This window comes from Knoellia sp. AC549 (assembly GCF_979258975.1).
Genome location: NZ_OZ409890.1, coordinates 1,867,243 through 1,884,923 on the forward strand (window position 1 = coordinate 1,867,243; position 17,681 = coordinate 1,884,923).

Consider the following 17,681-nt stretch of genomic DNA (forward strand, 5'->3'; position numbering starts at 1 on the left):
TGGGCACAGTGGCCGGCGATGTGGGCCTGGACCCCGGACAACGTCCTCGCCAAGCGCAAGCGGGTGACGACCCTCGAGCTTCTCCCCGACCAACTCCTACGACCTGGCGAAGGTCAAGGTGTCAGGCTGAGCCATGCGCCGCTACGTCCTCAAGCGCATCGCGCAGACCGTCTTCACGGCGTGGATGACGATCACCGCGGTGTTCATCCTCCTCCGGATGGCTCCCGGCGACCCGGCAGTGAACTACGCCCCGCCGAACCCCTCGAGCGAACAGCTCGACGCCATCCGCGAGCAGTTCGGGCTGGACCAGCCGATCCTGCAGCAGTACCTCGGCTACCTCGGGCAGCTCGCCCGAGGTGACCTGGGTCAGTCGTTCCAGTTCCGCAAGGGCGCGCTCGAGGTCGTCCTCGACCGCCTGCCGTACACCCTCACGCTGGCCGTCGTGGCCATCGTCGTCACGGCTCTCATCGCGATCCCGCTGGGGGTCTGGATGGCGCGCAGGCGGGACACGGCGCCCGAGCTCGGGGCCAACATGGCGACCATTGCCGGGCAGTCCATGCCTGACTTCTGGATCGGCTTCGTCCTGCTCATCGTCTTCGCCGTGAACCTCGGCTGGTTCGCCCCCGCCGGGTTCACCTCGATCAGCTCGATCGTCCTGCCCTGCCTGACGATCGTCATCCTCCAGGTCGCGCTCATCTCACGGCTCGTCCGTCGCGAGATGGTCGTCAACCTCACCGCGCCGTACCTCACGATCGCCCGGTCTCGCGGGGTCTCGGAGCGAACCCTCACCTGGCGCTACGCCTTCGCCAACTCGGCCATCCCGGTCGTCACCGCTCTCGGGACCAGGTTCGCCGCCATGCTCAACGGTGTCGTCATCGTCGAGGTCGTCTTCAAGTGGCCCGGCGTCGGCGAGCTCGTCGTCGACGCCCTCGAGCGCCGCGACTTCCCGCTCATCCAGGCCACCGTGCTCGTGACAGTCGTGCTGGCACTCGTCGTCCAGCTGCTCGTCGACCTGCTCTACCCCCTCATGGACCCCCGGGTCCGACTCGGACAGGAGGCGCGCTCGTGAGCGACACCACCGCACCGGACGCCACGATCCCCGGCGCAACGGGCCCCGACGGCGCGGCGCGCGACCGTGCGACCGAGCCTGCCGCGGGACCGGCCGGGCGACTGCTGCGCACGTCTGCCGCTGCGCGGAAGGCTCGCTACAGCACCGTCAAGATGTGGGTGGGAGCGTTCTGCACGGCTCTGGTCGTGCTGCCCGTCCTGCTCGCGAACGTCCTGCCGCTGCCCGACCCGCTGCGTGGAGACCTCGCGGCGTCCCACCTGCCGCCGCTCAGCCCCGGTCACCTCCTCGGTACCGACCCCAACGGTCGGGACCTGCTGTCACGCATCCTCTTCGGTGGCCAGACGTCGCTGCTCATCGGCTTCCTCGCGATCGTGCTCTCCGGTGTGATCGGTGTCGTCGCCGGCGCCAGCGCGGGCTACTTCGGCGGCTGGGTCGACTCGGTCATCTCCCGGCTCCTCGAGGCCCAGATGTCGTTGCCCCTGCTGCTCATGCTGCTGCTCGTCGTGGCGCTGTTCGGGCCGTCGGTGCCGGTCATCACCCTGGTCATCGCGCTCGCCCAGTGGCCCGAACCGGCTCGGCTGACCAGAGCCTTGGTCCTGGTCGAACGCGAGAAGCCCTATGTCGCGGCGGCGCAGGTCCTCGGCCTGCGCAAGCCGACGATCATCCTGCGCCACATCATCCCCAACATCCTGTCCCAGACCCTCGTCGTCGTCTTCCTGCTCCTCGCGCAGGCCGTGCTGCTCGAGAGCGCGCTGTCGTTCCTCGGCGCCGGTGTCCAGCGGCCGTACCCGACCTGGGGCGGCATCATCAGCGACGGTCGAGAGCTCTTCGTCACCGGTGAGTGGTGGCTCGTGACCATCCCCGGCTTGGCGATCGCCCTCCTCGTGGTCGGTGTGAACCTGCTCGGCGACGGGTTGCGAGACCGGGTCCGGCGCGCCAAGGCGGTGACCAGCTGATGAAGGTCCTCGACGTCCGCGACCTCACTGTCGACCTCATGACCCTCAGCGGGGTCGTGCGTGCCGTCGACGGCATCAGCTTCCACATCGACCACGGCGAGACCGTGACGATCATCGGTGAGTCCGGGTCGGGCAAGTCGACGACCGCCATGGCGCTGCTGCGACTGCTCCCTGACGACCTCGCCGTCATCACCGGCGCGGCCGAGATCGAGGGCAAGGACGTGGTGTCCACCCGCAAGCACGTCACGACGCTGCGAGGACGATCGGTCGCGCTCATCCCGCAGGACCCGATGACGGCACTCAACCCAATCGCGACCATCGAGAAGCAGATGGTCGAGGCGATCCGGCTGGCGCACGGTGCTCTGTCCAAGAGGGACGCGTCGGCCAGAGCCCTCGAGCTCCTGCGCCAGGTGCACCTCAGCGTGCCCGAGCGGCGGTTGAAGCAGTATCCGCACGAGCTCTCAGGCGGCATGCTGCAGCGCGTGCTCATCGCGATGGCGCTCTCGGCCGAGGCGGCCCTCATCGTCGCCGACGAGCCCACCTCGGCACTTGACGTCACGGTGCAGGCGGGCATCCTCGACCTGCTCCTCGAGATCCAGGAGCGCACCGGTGCGGCGATGCTGCTCATCACCCACGACCTCGGGGTGGCCCGGCTCATGAGTGATCGCATCCATGTCATGAAGTCCGGTCGGTTCGTCGAGAGCGGACCGGTCGAGCAGGTCGTCGACGCCCCGGCGCACGACTACACCAGAGCCCTGCTCGCAGCCATCCCCGCCCTGGGGCCCTGGCAGGACCCCGACGACGACGACGCGCCCTCGGGTGTCCCCGCCGCCGTCACGACCGACGGAGGTGTCGCGTGAGCACGCGCCCGCTGCTCGAGGTGCGCAACCTCGTCGTGGAGTACGGCACCGGTGAGCACGTCTACCGCGCCGTGGACGACGTGTCGTTCTCGGTCCCCGCCGGTGGTTCGCTCGCGATCGTCGGAGAGTCGGGGTCCGGGAAGTCGACGATCGCCAAGGCGCTCGTCCGACTCCTCAAGCCGACCTCCGGCGAAGTGCTCCTGGACGGCACCGACCTGGCTCCCATGGGATCCCGCGAGCTCCGGCCTCTCCGGCACCGCATCCAGATGGTGTTCCAGGACCCGTACGGCTCGCTGGACCCGCACCTCAGTGCACGTGACATCGTCGCCGAGCCGCTCGCGGCCCGCGGCGAGCGCTCGAAGTCCGTGCGGCACAAGCGGTCCGCCGAGCTCATCGACCAGGTCGGGTTGCCCACGAGTGCGCTGGACCGCAAGCCCCATGAGTTCTCCGGTGGGCAGCGCCAGCGCATCGGTATCGCGCGCGCCCTGGCGTCCGAGCCGGACGTGCTCGTCCTCGACGAGGCGACGAGCGCCCTGGACGTCAGTGTCCAGGCCCAGATCCTGGGCGTCCTCGACGCCCTTCGCCGAGACACAGGTCTGACCTATCTCGCCATCTCCCACAACCTCGGCGTCGTGCGCAGGCTGAGCGAGAACGTCCTGGTCCTGCGCGCCGGGCAGGTCGTCGAGCAGGGCGCGACAGAGGACGTCCTCAGCAGACCGCAGGAGGCCTACACCCGCATGCTGCGACGCAGCGCCCTCGAGCCGTCGACGATGACCGGGCGCAAGCCTCGCGAGGTCGTCCGTGGGATCGCGGCCGCCCGAGCGGCGGAGAGTGCGGCCGCAGCGGAGGCTGCTGCGGGCGCCACCGGATCAGCGACCACGCAGGCCAAGTCGGTGGTGGCGCCATGAGCACGGAGCTGCACGGACTGGGGCTACCGCTGTCGCGGCTCGTCCTCGGCACGATGACCTTCGGTGACACCGCTGACCTGGACACCGCCCGAGCCATGGTCGACACGGCCCTCGAGGGGGGCGTCACCCACCTGGACACCGCCAACGGGTATGCCGCGGGGCGCAGCGAGCGCATGCTCGGCGAGATCCTCGCCGGGCGCCGCGACGAGGTCACCCTGGCGACGAAGGTCGGCATCTATCCCGGTGACGCCGACGGCCACCCGCTGCTCTCGCGCGAGGGGATCCGGCGCTCGCTGAGCGCCAGCCTCGACCGGCTCGGCACCGACCGCGTGGACCTGCTCTACCTGCACATGCCCGACCGTTCGGTCCCGCTCGACGAGACTGCCGGTGCGCTGCGGGAGCTCGTCGACGAGGGCCTCGTCGGGGCGCTCGGTGTCTCGAACTTCGCGGCGTGGCAGATCGCCGACGTCGAGGCCGCCTGTGACCGGGCCGGCGCCCCGCGACCGGTCGTGGGGCAACAGCTCTACAACCTCGTCGCGCGGCGCATCGAGTCCGAGTACGCCGAGTTCGCTGCGACGCACGAGCTCGCGACCGTGGTCTACAACCCGCTCGGTGGCGGCCTGCTCACCGGACGGCACCGCTTCGACGAGGCTCCGGCCGAGGGACGGTTCGGCACCTCCGCCCTGGCCCAGATGTACAAGGACCGCTACTGGAACCGCACCCTCTTCGACGCGGTGGAGGCGCTGGAGCGGATCGCCGCCGAGGCGGGCATGGGGCTGCCAGAGCTCGCCCTGCGCTGGCTCCTGTCGCGACCTGTCGTCACCGCCGTCCTGCTCGGGGGGTCCAAGCCCGAGCAAGCTCCGCTCGAACCTCGAGGCCGGCGGTCGCGGAGCCTTGCCGCAGGACGTCCTCGACGCCTGCGACGCAGTGGGCGCAGCCCTCCACGGCCCCATGCCCGCCTACAACCGCTGACCTGATTCCCGCCAACACCCACCGAGAGAGTCCCGACGTGACGAACCCCCACGACCTCCGTCCCACCGCCTCTGGTTTCACCGACCGACTTCGGCGCCGCGAGCGCGCCCTGGGGTACTGGGTCGTCCTCGACGCACCGGTGGCCACAGAACGCCTGGCCCGCCTGGGGTACGACTACGTCTGCGTCGACGGTCAGCACGGCCTCGTCGAGTACTCAGGCATCCTGCGCGCCCTCACCGCGGTGGACGCCGGGGGGGCGTCGGTCGGACTCGTGCGGGTCGGCGCGAACGACCCCTTCCTCATCGGGCAGGCACTCGACGCGGGGGCGGCGGGTGTCATCGTCCCGCTCGTCAACTCTGCCGACGATGCCGCTCGTGCGGTGTCCGCGGCGATGTACCCGCCCCTGGGCGTCCGCTCCTACGGACCGATGCGCTCGGCTCTGCGGATCGGCCCGAAGCCCGCGGAGTCCAACGCCGCCGTGGCCTGCCTGGCGATGATCGAGACGCCGGAGGGCCTGGCGAACGTCGAGGAGATCTGCGCCGTCCCGGGTCTCGTGGGTGTCTACGTCGGCCCGTCCGACCTCTGCATCGCCGTGGGCGGCGCCTACCCGGGTGACCCCGATGTCGCCGACGTCTTCGAGGCCGCCCTCGTCCGCGTCCGGGAGGCGGCCGCCAACGCAGGCGTCGCAGCCGGCATACACACCGCTTCGGGCGCTGACGCGGCCCGGCGTCTCGCTGAGGGATTCACCTTCGCGACCGTCTCCTCGGACCTGACCCATCTCGAGCGCTCCGCCGCCGACCACCTCACCGCTGCGCGGAGCGAGCAGTGACGGCTCCGACACAGACCGTCAACGGCAGCGGCGACGGCGACGAGCTCCGGGCCGACGGCGTCCTGCGCACCCGCGACGACGGTCTCCGCGAGGCCTACCTGCCCTCGCCGACGGTGCAGGCGCACGCGGCCAACCTCGCTCTCCTGCCGGGCGGCGACCTTGGTTGCGTGTGGTTCGGCGGCACCCAGGAGGGCGTGGGCGACATCAGCGTCTGGTTCTCCCGCCGACCCGATGACGACGCGAGCCCGTGGTCCACACCGGTGCAGCTGAGCGACGACCCGACCCGTTCGGAGCAGAACCCGGTCCTGTTCACCGCACCCGACGGGCTGCTCTGGCTCTTCTGGACCGCGCAGCGCGCGGGGAACCAGGACACCGCCGTCGTCCGGGTCCGCACGTCCGACGACGGCGGCAGGACGTGGGGCCCGCAGCGTGAGCTGCTCGTCAAGGAGGGTGAGGGAGTCTTCGTCCGTCAGACCCCCGTCGTTCTGCCCGACGGTCGGTGGGTGCTGCCGACGTTCGCCTGCGTCCCCGTCGAGGGTGAGGTGTGGGTGGGTGACCATGACCGGAGCAGCGTCTGGATGTCGTCCGACGCCGGCGACAGCTGGTCCGAGCTCCCGGTGCCCGACTCGGTGGGTGCGGTGCACATGAATGTCGTCGCGCCCGGACCGGATGGCGGCTACACCGCGTACTACCGCAGCCGTTGGGCCGACCACGTCCACCGCAGCACCTCGCCCGACGGGGTGCACTGGTCTGCCCCCGAGCCGACGCCGCTGCCGAACAACAACTCCTCCGTGCAGGCCACCCGTCTCACCGACGGCCGCGTCGCGATGGTCCTCAACGAGGCCAGCCGCCTCGACGCGGTCGGCCGTCGTGCCTCGCTCTACGACGAGGTGGACGACGACGGCCTCGTCGAGGGCGCGGCGCCCTCGGTGGTCGAGGTGTCCGGGGACGAGGACGCCCGACGTGCCTTCTGGGGCGCTCCCCGTGCCCCCTTGACCCTGGCCGTCTCGGCCGACGACGGGCTCACCTGGCCGGAGCGCCGGCTGCTCGCTGACGGCGACGGGTACGCCCTGTCCAACAACTCTCGCGACGGGCTGAACCGCGAGCTCGCTACCCGTCGCTCGTCCAGGGACCTGACGGCGTGGTCCACGTCGCGTTCACCCATCACCGCAAGGCGATCCGCTACGTCCGGCTTCCGCCGGAGGCCGTGCCGGGTGCATCCCCCGGCCCTGCCCTCGCGTGACCGGTCCGACTGCGGCACCCGCTGTCCTGGTCACCGGCGCCAGCTCGGGGATCGGCCGGGCCGTGGCGTCCCGACTCGTCTCCGAGGGGACCAGGGTGGTCGCACTGTCACGCCGCGAGCCGGACGTCCCGGGTGTGACGTGGCGGCCGTGCGACCTGTCCGACACCTCCTCGATCCCTGATGCCGTTGCCGGGCTGGGGTCGGTGCGCGGGATCGTCCACGCGGCTGGCTTCCAGGAGAGCGGCACCATCGAGGTGCTCGATCCCTCTGCGGGAGAACGCATGTATGCCGTGCACGTCACCGCAGCCGTCGCGATCGTGCACACGGTGCTCCCCGAGCTCACCGACGGGGGACGGATCGTCCTCGTCGGCAGCCGAACGGCCGACGGGGCCCCGGGCAAGAGCCTCTATGCCGCGAGCAAGGCGGCGTTGCGGGCACTGGCCCGCTCCTGGGCGGCGGAGCTGTCCGGTCGGGGCGTGACCGTCAACGTGGTGGAGCCGGGTCCGACCCGCACCCCGATGGTCGAGGAGCCGCGTCGCGCCACCACCCCGGTCGTCCTGCCGCCGCTCGGACGCTTGGTCGAGCCGGACGAGGTCGCCGCTCTCGTCGCCTTTCTCCTCGCACCCTCGGGCGCCATGGTCACCGGTCAGCACTGGCAGATCTGCGGCGGCGCCTCACTTCCCTGAGGACGCCCGAAGTGCGGGCGCCCGCGGGAGCCGACGCGCTTCTTGGCGCTGGCCGAGTCACCAGCCGCGAGTGCCGGGCCCGCCCTTGAACGGTCCGACGACGCGGCTCGTGATCCACCCCCCATAGAACCCGCCCTCCTGCGGGATGACCACCTCGCCGTCGACGCGGCACTCGTCCATGGCCGCCGGCATGACGGCGACGTGGCCCACCAGCGTCTCGAAGCCCGGCGTCGGGTCGGGATAGGTCCACGCCGCGCTGCGCGCAACCGCCCCACCACTGACGACGTCGAAATAGGCTGCGGCGCCCTTGAACTCGCACCAGCTCGAACCCTGCGCACGACGCAGGACCCCGGCGGCGAAGTCGGCCATCGGCACGTAGTAGGTCGGCGGGTGGCTGGTCTCCAGGACACGGAGTGTGGCGGTGGAGCTCGCGACCAGCGCGCCACCCAGAGCGATCTGCACCAGCTCCGTGGAGGGCTCGACCCGTGGCGGCCGTGGGTAGTCCCACACCGACTCCTGCCCGGGCGCTGCAGTTTCAGGCTTGGGCCACGACGAACTCATGAGAGTCAGTAGCGGCGGCCCGAGGACTTCGTCCTGAGCGCCTTCTTGGCTGCGCGCAGGACCGTCGCGCGACGCGTCGTGCCCTCGCGCTTGGGCGGGAGCGACAGCTCGACGACCTTCCAGTAGACGCCGCCGACCTGCTTGGCAAGTGTGCCGGTGACGTACTTGAGCTCGTTGCGCTCCATGAGGTCGCGGATCCTCGGCGCGATCTCGGCGTAGCGGTTGCTCGGCATGTCCGGGAAGAGGTGGTGCTCGATCTGGTGGCTGAGGTTGCCGGACATGACGTGCATGGCCTTCGAGCCGCGGATGTTGCCCGAGCCGAGCATCTGGCGGAGGTACCACTCGCCACGGGTCTCGCCGTCGATCGAGGTCTTCTCGAACGTCTCGATCCCGGGCGGGAAGTGGCCGCAGATGATGATCGTGTTGGTCCACACGTTGCGGACGAGGTTGGCGACGATGTTGGCGGTGAGGGTGTGCCGGGTGGAGCCGGTGAAGGTCGCGGCCGCCATCGCGGGGTGCACGACGTAGTCCTTGGTCGCCTGGCGCTTGATCTTGGCCAGCGTCTCCTGGGCGTTCCTGCGGAACTGCGCCTTGTCCTCCTCGCTCATCCGGTTCTTCTTGGCGAGGTAGCCGCCGAGCTCGAGGTCGTAGGCCGCGATGGAGTACTCGAAGATGAGCGCGTTGAGGACGTGCCAGACCGGCTGGAAGAGGTAGAACAGCGCCCACTTCTGGTCCTCGTCGACACGCAGGATGCCGTAGCCGAGGTCGTTGTCGCGGCCGAGCACGTTGGTGAAGGTGTGGTGGATCTCGTTGTGGCTGTGCTTCCACTGGCTCGCCGGGCTGGCGTTGTCCCACTCCCACGCGGTCGAGTGGATCTTGGGGTCACGCATCCAGTCCCACTGGCCGTGCATGACGTTGTGCCCGATCTCCATGTTCTCGAGGATCTTGGCGACGGACAGACCGGCGGTGCCGAGCCACCACATCGGGCGGATGCCCTTGTACTTGACGCCCGAGAAGAGGAGCGCGGCGCGGCTGCCCATCTCGAGGTAGCGCTGGACCGCGATGACCTTGCGGATGTATGCCGCGTCGCTTGCTCCGCGGGAGTCCATCACCTCGGCGCGGAGAGCGTCGAGCTCGCGGCCGATCTCCTCGATCTGCTCGGGGGAGAGGTGGGCGGCCGGGTTGGGCTTGCCGGACTTCTTGAACTCGGGGCGCTGCGGGCGGGGCTCGGCGCTCGTGACGCGCAACCGCGAGTTCACCGCCGCTGCGGGCATGTTCGGGTTCTCGGTGCTGGTCCGGGTGCGTTCGGGGGCGAGGGTCATGTGGGGCTCAGCTCCTTGACTCTTCGCCTTGTGTGCCTGAGAGCGAGGTATACCTCGCTCTCAAACACACAAGGCTGGGTTGGGGTGGTCAGAGTTCGATGTCGCAGCGACCGGCGACGGCGCTGACGCAGGTCTGGATCTTCACGTTCTCGCCGTCCTCACCGGACGTGATGTCGCCGCTGCGCAGGTCGCGCACGGATCCCTCACGCATGGTGACGACGCAGCCGAAGCAGATGCCCATCCGGCAGCCACTCGGCATGAGGACACCAGCGGCTTCGCCGGCGTCGAGGATCGGGGTGCCACCATCGGCTTCGAGGGTGACGCTGGTCTTGGTGAAGGTGACGGTGCCACCCTCGCCGGGCTCGACCACGCTGGGCCGGAAGCGCTCGACGTGCAGCCGGTCGGCGAGGCCGGCGCTCTCCCAGTGGGACTCGGCAGCATCGAGCAGGCCGGTCGGACCGCAGACCCACACCTCACGCTCGCGCCAGTCCGGCACGAGCCGGTCGAGGGAGGCGAGGTCGAAGATCCCGGCCACGTCGTCGTGGTTCTCGTGCAGCGTGAGCCGGCTCGCGGCGGCATACCCGCGCAGCTCGTCACGGAAGATGACGTCGGCCTCGGTGGGTGCGCAGTGGATGTGCGCGACGTCGGCGAGGTCGCCGAGGTGGTTGCGCAGCATGCCGATGACGGGGGTGATGCCGGAGCCGGCCGTGAGGAAGAGCGCCTTGTCCGGCAGGGTCTGCGGGAGGGTGAAGTCGCCCGTCGCCTGGTCGAGCATGACGAGCGTGCCCGGAGCGGTGGCGCGGACGAGCTGGTTGCTCACCTTGCCGTCGGGGATCGCCTTGGTCGTGATGCTGATGAGGCCGTCGTCGCCATCGGCGCGGTGGGTGAGTGAGTAGGCGCGCCAGTGGCGGACGCCGTCGACGTCGATGCCGACGCGGATGTACTGCCCCGGACGGTGGCCGGCCCACCCACGACCGGGACGGATCGTGATCGTCGCGGCGTCGGCGGTCTCGGGCGTAATGGACACGATGCGACCGCGCAGGTCGGCGCCGGCGCGCATCGGGTCGATGAGGTCGAGGTAGTCGGCCGGCACGAGGGGACTGGCGAGCGCATGGGCGACCTTGCGGGCTCCGTCGAAGAGACCGGCGAGTCGCGGGTTGCGCTGGCTCGGAGCGGTGCGGTTCAGGGTTGCGGTCACATACGCCAGCGTAACCTACGGCAACGTAACTTACTAGTCCGTAGGTAGTGAGTTCCGGCACTCAGGACGCCGCGGATTGCTCCCCGCGGCGGGCGCGGGTCGACGCTTCAGGCGCGGCCGTCGCTCGACAGGACCTCGGCGAGGCGAGCGCCGAACTCGACCGACCTGCCGGGCCACGGACCGTCGGCGCTCCCGAACCCGCCGTGACCGCCCGGGAAGGTGGTGACAGGTAGCCCGAGCTCGGCCGCGATGCCGCGAGTGGTGCGCGCCGTGATCGCGGCTCCGGTCTCCTCACCGACGGCGAGGACGAGCCGCGGCGAGCCGCTCCTCAGGGCGTCGAGGTCCGGCCGGCTCGAGGTCACGGCGTCCGAGCTGTCGGAGAGCAGCGGGTCGTCGCGGGAGCCGTCGTCCTCGGTGGGCAGCCCGAACTGCGCCGGGTCCGCCGCGGGCTGAGCGAAGTAGTCGTCGGTGAACTCGCCCTGCCAGCTCGTCATCCTGATGAAGGCAGCCATCCCTGCGCCGAAGCCGTGCTCCGCATAGGCCGCGCCGACCTCGGCCGAGGCGCGCTCCACGGCTTCGGCATCGGGCAGGGCCCAGATCGCCGGGGGTTCGTGCGCGACGACCGTGACGAGGTCCTCGGGGTGGGTTGCTGCCCAGTGCAGTGCCGTCACGGCGCCGCCGCTGCTCGCGAACAGGTCGACGGGGCCGGCGCCGAGGTGCTCGACGAGGGCGTGGAGGTCGGCCGTCTGGTCGTGGGGGTTCTGGTCGGTGCGGCCGTCCCGCCGGGTCGTGCTGCGACCGAGGCCGCGCGGGTCATAGGTGACGACCGTCCGGTCAGGAAGCTCAAGGGCCAGCGCCTCGAACCCGTCGGCGCACATCGGCTGCCCGATCATGAGCAGCGGCGGCCGTCCGTCGGCGCTCGGGAGCGGGCCGCGCACGTCGTGGACGAGGTCCACCTCGGGCAGCTGGAGGGTGGAGGTGCGCACGTCCGGAGGGGAGGTCGTCATGGTGCCCCACCCTGTCAGTCCCGGCCGCGCCTGAGAAGCCTCGCGCGAGCAAGCCTCCCGCGAGCAAGGCTCCCGCGAGAAAGAGGGTGGCGCCTCGTCGACGTCCAGCCCCGGCTCAGGAAACGCTGGAACACTGCCGCGCATGACCCGTCACCTCGCCGTCACCCTCCTCGTCAGCGCCGCCCTGCTCGGCGGGTGTCAGGCGGCAGAGGACGTCGCCTCCGACGCGGCGTCCGCGGCCACGTCCGAGGCCAAGGAGTCGGCCGTGCGCCAGCTCCGTGGCACGGTGTGTCCGCTCGTCGCCGACAACAACCTCAACGACGCCGACCGAGCCACCCTCGGCTCCGCCATCGACCTCGCCCAGGGCCTGGGCCTGGAGTCCGAGCTGCTCACCGCAGCCGAGGACATCGCCGCATCCGACGGCACCCCGCCGGAGTCCGCGCTCGCGAAGCTCGCGGAGGAGTGCCGCTGACCCGTCGGCGTTGACCCGTCGGGTTTGACCAGTCAGTGGGAGTCGGAGTCGCCGGCCATGAGTCGGCCGATCTCGGTGCGGTCGGCGTCCTTGCCGTCGATCTCGGCGACGACCTTGCCGCCGTGGATCACCGCGATCCGGTCCGAGAGCGAGAGGATCTCGTCGAGCTCGGCCGAGACGAGCAGCACGCCGGCGCCCTCGTCGCGGGCCTCGACGATGCGCCGGTGGATGAACTCGATCGAGCCGACGTCGACGCCGCGGGTGGGCTGCGCCGCCATGAGCAGTCGCGGCTTGGCCGACATCTCGCGGGCGACGACGACCTTCTGCTTGTTGCCGCCGGAGAGCGACCCGGCCGGGGCCTCGACGTTGGGCGAGCGGATGTCGAACTCCTCCCGCAGCTCGACCGCGTGCTCACGCACGGCGCCGAAGTCGCGGATGAAGCCCTTGGCGAACGGCGCCTCGTCGTAGCGGTTGAGGACGAGGTTGTCGGCGATCGACCAGCCCCCGACGATGCCGTGCTTCTCGCGGTCCTCGGGCACGTGACCGACACCGGCGTTGTTGGTGTCGCGGGCGTTGGACCTCGTGATGTCGACGGAGTCCGTGCCCGAGCCGAGGTGCACCGACCCGGCGACCGAGGGCCGCATGCCCGCGATGGACTCGACGAGCTCGCGCTGGCCGTTGCCCTCGACACCGGCGAGGCCGACGATCTCACCGGCGCGCACCTCGAGGTCGAACCCGTTGACGGCGCCGAGCCCGCGGTCGTCGCGCACCTCGAGGCCCTTGATCGAGAGGACGGTCTCGGCCGGCGTGGCCTTCGCCTTGTCGATGCGCAGGACGACGTCGCGCCCGACCATCATCGAGGCGAGGTCGCTCGTGGTCGTGCTGCTGAGGTCGTCGAACCCGCCGACGACCTTGCCCTGGCGCAGGACGTAGCAGCGGTCGGCCGCGGCCAGCACCTCACGCAGCTTGTGGGTGATGAAGACGATCGACGTCCCACCCGCGGCGAGCTCGCGCATGACACCCAGCAGCTCGTCGGTCTCCTGAGGAGTGAGCACCGCGGTCGGCTCGTCGAGGATGAGCAGATCCACCCGACGAGAGAGTGCCTTGAGGATCTCGACGCGCTGCTGTGTGCCGACGGGAAGGTCCTCGACCTCGGCATCGGGGTCGACCTCGAGCTTGTGCCTGGCCGACAGCTCCCGGACCATGGCGCGCGCTCCGTCGAGGTCGAGCACCACACCCTTGGTGCTCTCGTGGCCGAGCATGAGGTTCTCGGCGACGGTCATGACGGGGACGAGCTGGAAGTGCTGGTGCACCATGCCGATGCCCCGGCGGATGGCGTCCTTGGGGTCCTTGACCCGGCTCGAGTCGCCCTTGATGGTGATCGTGCCGGCGTCGGGAGTCATCAGACCGAAGATCTGCTTGACCAGCGTCGACTTGCCGGCGCCGTTCTCACCCAGGAGGGCGACGATCTCGCCGCGATCGACCCGCAGCGAGATGTCCTGGTTGGCGTGGACCGTGCCGAAGGACTTGGACAGGCCCTCGATCTGGAGCAGGGTCTCGCGGCCGCCTGCGGCGGTGCTGGCGTATGCCGCGCGCTCACCGCTCGCCTCCGTCGCGCCTGTCGATGCCGGGTCCGGAGCTGTGGTCGCCATGTCAGTCACCCTTCACGAACGGTTGCCCCACGGCGCCCGGTGCACGCACACGGCCCGCGGCCGCGGCGAGCACGACGAGGGTCAGCACGTAGGGCAGCAGGTTGATGAACTGCTGGGGGATGTCGACGACGTTGCTGGCCTGCAGCTGCGAGGCGGACGCCGACATGAAGCCGAAGAACAGTGCTGCGGCCAGGGCGCGCATCGGACGCCACGCACCGAAGATGAGGATGGCCAGGGCGAGGAAGCCTCGGCCCGAGCTCATGTCGCGCTCGAAGGTGCTCGTGGCCTCCATGGAGAGATAGGTGCCGGCGATGCCCGCCAGCGTCCCGGCCACGGTGACGTTGAAGAGGCGGAGGCCGATGACGTTGATCCCGGCGGTGTCGGCCGCTGACGGGTACTCGCCGACGGCCCGGGTGCGCAGCCCCCACCGCGTCTTGAAGAGCAGGAAGTGCAGGGTGAACGCGATGACGAGGGCGAAGAGCGCGATCGGCCCGTCCGAGAAGAACACCGGACCGATGAGCGGGATGCTCGACAGCAGGGGCACGTCGAAGTTGGGCAGTCCGCGCGGGATCGTCTTGCCGGACTCGTAGTAGAACGACGTGATGCCGGTGGCGACGATGTTGATGACGACGCCGGCGATGATCTGGTCGAGCTGGCCGACCACTGTCGAGAAGGCGAGGAAGGCGCCCATCGCGATGCCGGACAGGGCGCCGGCGATGACACCGATCACGACCGACTGGGTCGCCGCCGCCGCGAAGAAGGCCGCAAAAGCACCCACGAGCATCTGGCCCTCGATGCCGATGTTGACCACACCCGAGCGCTCACCGATGACGCCGACCATGGCGCCGAGGACGAGCGGCACGGCGAGGAACCAGGCGTAGGAGAACATCGAGACCGCGATGTTGGAGTTCACGAAGTAGAACGCGTAGGCCGCGACGAGGACGAGGAGCGCGGTGCTCGCCCAGATCTTGTTGCGCAGGAACCACTGCATGTCAGGACCCCCAGCTTCCGGCGAGCTGGGTCTGTTTGGCCGCGTGCCGTCGGAAGATCCACTTCGCGATGACCGGGAGCGAGACCATGAGCAGGGTGATGGCGAGGAGGACGTCGACGACCTCCGGGCGGATGCCGAGCTCGAACTGCAGGCTCGGGGCGCCGGCTCTCATCGCGCCGACGAGGAGCGCGGCCGGGATGGTGCCGAGCGGGTTGCCCCGGGCGAGCAGGGCGATGGTGATGCCGTCGAAGCCGAGGCTGCCGGCGATGCCGCTCTGGTAGCGGTAGGGCTCGATCTGGAAGAGCTCGAGCGTCCCGGCGAGACCGGCGAGGGCACCCGAGGTGGCCATGGCGATGATCGTCGCCTTCGTGGTCGAGATCCCTGCGTAGCCGGCGGCGAACCGGTTGCGGCCCACGGTCTGCAGCTCGAAGCCGAGGGTGGTCCTCTTGAGCATCCACGCGACGAGGACCGCGAGGAGCAGGGCCACGGGCAGACCCCATGGGAGCACGCCGAGCGGCGTGAGCCGGGCACCCTCGGCCACGGCATGGGTGGTGGGGAAGACCTGGCTGGTGTCGGCCAACGGCCCACCGTTGATGAGCCAGTCGATGAGGCCGACGGCGATCGAGTTGAGCATGATCGTCGAGATGACCTCGTGCACGCCGCGGGTCGTCTTGAGCAGCGCGGCGATCGAGGCCCACATCGCTCCGAAGAGCAGGCCCACGACCACACAGACGATGACCAGGAGCGGCGCGGGCAGGCCGCGCAGGGAGTAGGCGAGCCACGCGGCGCCGATGCTGCCGGCCATGAGCTGGCCCTGGGCGCCGATGTTGAACAGGCCCACCTTGAGCGGGATCGCGACGGCGAGGCCGACGAGGATCAGCGGGGTCGTCTTCTGCAGCGTCGCGAGCAGGCCGCCCTCGGTGAGGAAGGAGCGCTGGAACAGCCGCTGGTAGGCGTAGGTCGGGTTGAACCCCTGTGCCCGGATGAGGATCGCCCCGATGGCGAACGCCAGCACGACCGCGAGGATCGGCACGACGATCGCCTGGTGACGGACGAGGAAGCCGAGCAGCCCGGTGGGGGGCGGCGGGGCGCCGCGCTCGGCGACGACGGGCACCGCGGGCGCGTCGGCCGGCGCCTTCGCGGGCGCGCCGCTGGCATCGGCAGGCGTGCCCTTCGCCGGCGGGTGGTCGGGGTCAGCCATGACTCTCCGGTGATGTCGGAACGGAGGAACGGGTGCCCTCCGGAGAGGGCACCCGTTCCGTCGGAAGCATGCTCGGACTGTAGCCGACGAGCGGTCACGAACCGAGCGGTTCGCGGGTCACCGCCACGGACCGACCGGCCGTGCAGTCGGGCGCCTTGGTCAGGCGACCTTGAGGCTGCCGTCCTCGAGCTTCTTGACGACGTCCTCGACCTTGGTCTTGACGTCGGCGGGGATCTTCGAGTCGAAGTCGTGGTACTCGGCCAGGCCGGTCTTGCCGAGGAAGTTGCCGCCCTTGATGGAGCCGTCCTTGGCCTGCTTGAGCAGGTCGGTGGTGCCCTCGACGAGCTTCTTCTCGGCCGAGGTCACGAGGCACGGCTGCGCCTCGGGGACGGTGTCCCACTGGTCGATGTCGACACCGATGCAGTAGAGCTTGGTGCCGGCGCCCGAGGTCTTGGCGACCTCGCCGAGGGCTCCGTTGCCGGTGCCGCCTCCGGCACCGAAGATGATGTCAGCGCCCTGCGCCAGCATCTTCTTGGCCTCGCCGGCGCCCCACGGGGAGTCGGAGAAGGCGTTGGGGCCGGCGGGGTGGTAGACCTTCGCGACCGAGATCTTGGGGTTCGCGGCCTTCGAGCCGACCTCGTAGCCCTTGGCGTAGGCGGCCGTCGGGGGGATCTCCTCGCCGAGGACGATGCCGATCTTGTTGCTCTTGGTCATGAGACCGGCGAGGTAGCCGGCGGCGTATCCCGCGTTGGCCTCGGGGAAGATCAGGCCAGTGACGTTGGGCGCGGTGGCGGCCTCGTCCTGGAACTGGTCGACACCCACGAACTTGACCGTGGGGTTGGCCTTGGCCGCGGTGACCGTGGCCTCACCCATGAGGAAGCCGACGGTGACGATCGCGTCGTACTTCTGGTCGGTGAACTGCTTGATGTTCGCCGGGTAGTCCTTGGAGTCCTTGGTCTCGACGTACTTCGTCTGGACACCGTCGCCCTTGAGGGCCTCGACGCCCTCCCAGGCGGCCTGGTTGAACGACTTGTCGTCGATGGTGCCCTTGTCGGTGACGAGACCGATGCAGAACACGTCCGCCGAGGAGCAGTCCTTGGGGGCTGCCGAGCCGCCGCCGGAGCCGGTTTCACCGGTGCTGCCGCCACAACCGGCGAGGGCGAGCGCGAGGGCGGCGGGAGCCGCGATGAGGAAAGGCTTGGCCTTCATAGGGATACTCCTTGGGGGTGTGCAGGATGCCCCCGAATGGTAGCCGCACGGACCGCGCATTGAGACCGGGTTGCGAACGGCCGTTGCAGGGTCGTTACTGGCGGGTCAGCGCGGCGATCTCCGCGGCATACCCGGGAAACGCCCCGGTGAGGTGGTCGCGGTTCCCGAGGGTGAAGTGCTTCGGCCGGTAGGCGGGGCTGCACCAGCAGGACAGCAGCGTCCACTCGCCCATCGTCGCGGCGCCCTGCCAGACACCCCTGCGCACGAGCAGCTGACGGCGCTGCTCACTGAGCAGGGTGAGCGTGCCGTGGTTGCGGCGTGGGCTCTCCTTGAGTCGCAGCAGGGCGGCGGGTGCGCCCTCGAGCCACTGCCAGCCCTCGTCGATCTCGAGCCGGTGCATCGCGGAGAAGCCGTCGGCCTCGGAGGTCAACAGGACGAGGATCGAGGAGAGCTCCTGCGTGCGCGGACCCTCGACGAACCAGGCACCCTCCCCGGGGATGGGCTGCATCGTGAGCTCGGCGATGATCTGCTCGGCTGTGCGCATG

18 protein-coding genes are annotated in these 17,681 nt (G+C 70.1%); 9 read left to right on the forward strand and 9 right to left on the reverse strand.

All coding sequences use genetic code 11. The annotated features are described in order from the left end of the window. Positions 1-184 precede the first annotated feature (184 nt). Genes ACZZ98_RS08925 through ACZZ98_RS08960 form a run of 8 tightly spaced genes read left to right on the forward strand, consistent with a single transcriptional unit; the run spans position 185 to position 7,523 of the window. Positions 185-1,069 carry an ABC transporter permease gene (locus ACZZ98_RS08925; protein WP_463515901.1) on the forward strand — a complete coding sequence of 295 codons (885 nt, stop codon included), beginning with the start codon at positions 185-187 and terminating at the stop codon, positions 1,067-1,069. Next, a complete protein-coding gene (locus tag ACZZ98_RS08930; RefSeq protein WP_463515902.1) occupies positions 1,066-2,025 on the forward strand; it encodes an ABC transporter permease in 960 nt (319 codons plus the stop codon). Before ACZZ98_RS08925 ends, ACZZ98_RS08930 begins: the two co-directional genes overlap by 4 nt. Next, the gene (locus ACZZ98_RS08935) at positions 2,025-2,885 is read left to right on the forward strand and encodes an ABC transporter ATP-binding protein (RefSeq protein WP_463515903.1); all 861 of its coding nucleotides are present in this window, start codon (positions 2,025-2,027) and stop codon (positions 2,883-2,885) included. The genes ACZZ98_RS08930 and ACZZ98_RS08935 overlap by 1 nt, the downstream gene beginning before the upstream one ends. Then, on the forward strand, positions 2,882-3,793 hold the full coding sequence (locus ACZZ98_RS08940) for an ABC transporter ATP-binding protein (protein WP_463515904.1): 912 nt from the start codon (positions 2,882-2,884) through the stop codon (positions 3,791-3,793). Before ACZZ98_RS08935 ends, ACZZ98_RS08940 begins: the two co-directional genes overlap by 4 nt. Then, on the forward strand, positions 3,790-4,770 hold the full coding sequence (locus tag ACZZ98_RS08945; RefSeq protein ID WP_463515905.1) for an aldo/keto reductase: 981 nt from the start codon (positions 3,790-3,792) through the stop codon (positions 4,768-4,770). The genes ACZZ98_RS08940 and ACZZ98_RS08945 overlap by 4 nt, the downstream gene beginning before the upstream one ends. A gap of 32 nt (positions 4,771-4,802) precedes the next feature. Beyond that, positions 4,803-5,594, forward strand: a complete 792-nt coding sequence (locus tag ACZZ98_RS08950) for an HpcH/HpaI aldolase family protein (protein WP_463515906.1) — start codon at positions 4,803-4,805, stop codon at positions 5,592-5,594. Then, complete coding sequence (locus ACZZ98_RS08955) at positions 5,591-7,018, forward strand: sialidase family protein (RefSeq protein WP_463515907.1); 1,428 nt, start codon at positions 5,591-5,593, stop codon at positions 7,016-7,018. The genes ACZZ98_RS08950 and ACZZ98_RS08955 overlap by 4 nt, the downstream gene beginning before the upstream one ends. Then, the gene (locus ACZZ98_RS08960) at positions 6,900-7,523 is read left to right on the forward strand and encodes an SDR family NAD(P)-dependent oxidoreductase (protein ID WP_463515908.1); all 624 of its coding nucleotides are present in this window, start codon (positions 6,900-6,902) and stop codon (positions 7,521-7,523) included. Before ACZZ98_RS08955 ends, ACZZ98_RS08960 begins: the two co-directional genes overlap by 119 nt. Before the next feature lie 57 nt (positions 7,524-7,580). Here the strand turns inward: ACZZ98_RS08960 and ACZZ98_RS08965 are convergent, their stop codons facing one another. The 4 genes from ACZZ98_RS08965 to ACZZ98_RS08980 form a co-directional block, all read right to left on the reverse strand. Continuing rightward, entirely contained in the window at positions 7,581-8,084 is a 504-nt protein-coding gene (locus tag ACZZ98_RS08965; RefSeq protein ID WP_463515909.1) for a DUF427 domain-containing protein, read from the reverse strand. 5 nt (positions 8,085-8,089) lie between these two features. Next, positions 8,090-9,406, reverse strand: coding sequence for a fatty acid desaturase family protein (locus ACZZ98_RS08970; RefSeq protein WP_463515910.1), 1,317 nt, complete (start codon positions 9,404-9,406; stop codon positions 8,090-8,092). An 88-nt stretch (positions 9,407-9,494) separates the two neighbouring features. Next, on the reverse strand, positions 9,495-10,604 hold the full coding sequence (locus tag ACZZ98_RS08975; protein WP_463515911.1) for a ferredoxin reductase: 1,110 nt from the start codon (positions 10,602-10,604) through the stop codon (positions 9,495-9,497). A gap of 107 nt (positions 10,605-10,711) precedes the next feature. Beyond that, positions 10,712-11,611 (reverse strand): alpha/beta fold hydrolase, encoded by a 900-nt coding sequence (locus tag ACZZ98_RS08980; protein ID WP_463515912.1) that lies wholly within the window; start codon positions 11,609-11,611, stop codon positions 10,712-10,714. A gap of 142 nt (positions 11,612-11,753) precedes the next feature. Here ACZZ98_RS08980 and ACZZ98_RS08985 point away from each other — a divergent pair, with 142 nt between their 5' ends. After that, positions 11,754-12,083 (forward strand): hypothetical protein, encoded by a 330-nt coding sequence (locus ACZZ98_RS08985; RefSeq protein WP_463515913.1) that lies wholly within the window; start codon positions 11,754-11,756, stop codon positions 12,081-12,083. A 32-nt stretch (positions 12,084-12,115) separates the two neighbouring features. On the opposite strand, the gene ACZZ98_RS08990 is transcribed toward ACZZ98_RS08985, so the two are convergent. From ACZZ98_RS08990 to ACZZ98_RS09010, 5 genes are all read right to left on the reverse strand, one after another. Then, on the reverse strand, positions 12,116-13,735 hold the full coding sequence (locus tag ACZZ98_RS08990) for an ABC transporter ATP-binding protein (protein WP_463515914.1): 1,620 nt from the start codon (positions 13,733-13,735) through the stop codon (positions 12,116-12,118). A 1-nt stretch (position 13,736) separates the two neighbouring features. After that, positions 13,737-14,726 carry an ABC transporter permease gene (locus ACZZ98_RS08995; protein ID WP_380086546.1) on the reverse strand — a complete coding sequence of 330 codons (990 nt, stop codon included), beginning with the start codon at positions 14,724-14,726 and terminating at the stop codon, positions 13,737-13,739. Between the two features lies 1 nt (position 14,727). Next, positions 14,728-15,927, reverse strand: coding sequence for an ABC transporter permease (locus ACZZ98_RS09000; protein WP_463515915.1), 1,200 nt, complete (start codon positions 15,925-15,927; stop codon positions 14,728-14,730). A 159-nt stretch (positions 15,928-16,086) separates the two neighbouring features. Beyond that, positions 16,087-17,136 carry a BMP family ABC transporter substrate-binding protein gene (locus ACZZ98_RS09005; protein WP_463515916.1) on the reverse strand — a complete coding sequence of 350 codons (1,050 nt, stop codon included), beginning with the start codon at positions 17,134-17,136 and terminating at the stop codon, positions 16,087-16,089. 94 nt (positions 17,137-17,230) lie between these two features. Then, the gene (locus ACZZ98_RS09010; protein WP_463515917.1) at positions 17,231-17,680 is read right to left on the reverse strand and encodes a cupin domain-containing protein; all 450 of its coding nucleotides are present in this window, start codon (positions 17,678-17,680) and stop codon (positions 17,231-17,233) included. Position 17,681 lies beyond the last annotated feature (1 nt).

Bases quoted from the DNA above. Each gene is read 5' to 3' on its own strand.
- ACZZ98_RS09000 (WP_463515915.1), bottom strand. From the start codon at position 15,927: ATGGCTGACCCCGACCACCCGCCGGCGAAGGGCACGCCTGCCGATGCC.
- ACZZ98_RS08980 (WP_463515912.1), bottom strand. From the start codon at position 11,611: ATGACGACCTCCCCTCCGGACGTGCGCACCTCCACCCTCCAGCTGCCC.
- ACZZ98_RS08935 (WP_463515903.1), top strand. From the start codon at position 2,025: ATGAAGGTCCTCGACGTCCGCGACCTCACTGTCGACCTCATGACCCTC.
- ACZZ98_RS08965 (WP_463515909.1), bottom strand. From the start codon at position 8,084: ATGAGTTCGTCGTGGCCCAAGCCTGAAACTGCAGCGCCCGGGCAGGAG.
- ACZZ98_RS08990 (WP_463515914.1), bottom strand. From the start codon at position 13,735: ATGGCGACCACAGCTCCGGACCCGGCATCGACAGGCGCGACGGAGGCG.
- ACZZ98_RS08995 (WP_380086546.1), bottom strand. From the start codon at position 14,726: ATGCAGTGGTTCCTGCGCAACAAGATCTGGGCGAGCACCGCGCTCCTC.
- ACZZ98_RS08985 (WP_463515913.1), top strand. From the start codon at position 11,754: ATGACCCGTCACCTCGCCGTCACCCTCCTCGTCAGCGCCGCCCTGCTC.
- ACZZ98_RS09005 (WP_463515916.1), bottom strand. From the start codon at position 17,136: ATGAAGGCCAAGCCTTTCCTCATCGCGGCTCCCGCCGCCCTCGCGCTC.
- ACZZ98_RS09010 (WP_463515917.1), bottom strand. From the start codon at position 17,680: ATGCGCACAGCCGAGCAGATCATCGCCGAGCTCACGATGCAGCCCATC.
- ACZZ98_RS08945 (WP_463515905.1), top strand. From the start codon at position 3,790: ATGAGCACGGAGCTGCACGGACTGGGGCTACCGCTGTCGCGGCTCGTC.
- ACZZ98_RS08925 (WP_463515901.1), top strand. From the start codon at position 185: ATGACGATCACCGCGGTGTTCATCCTCCTCCGGATGGCTCCCGGCGAC.
- ACZZ98_RS08970 (WP_463515910.1), bottom strand. From the start codon at position 9,406: ATGACCCTCGCCCCCGAACGCACCCGGACCAGCACCGAGAACCCGAAC.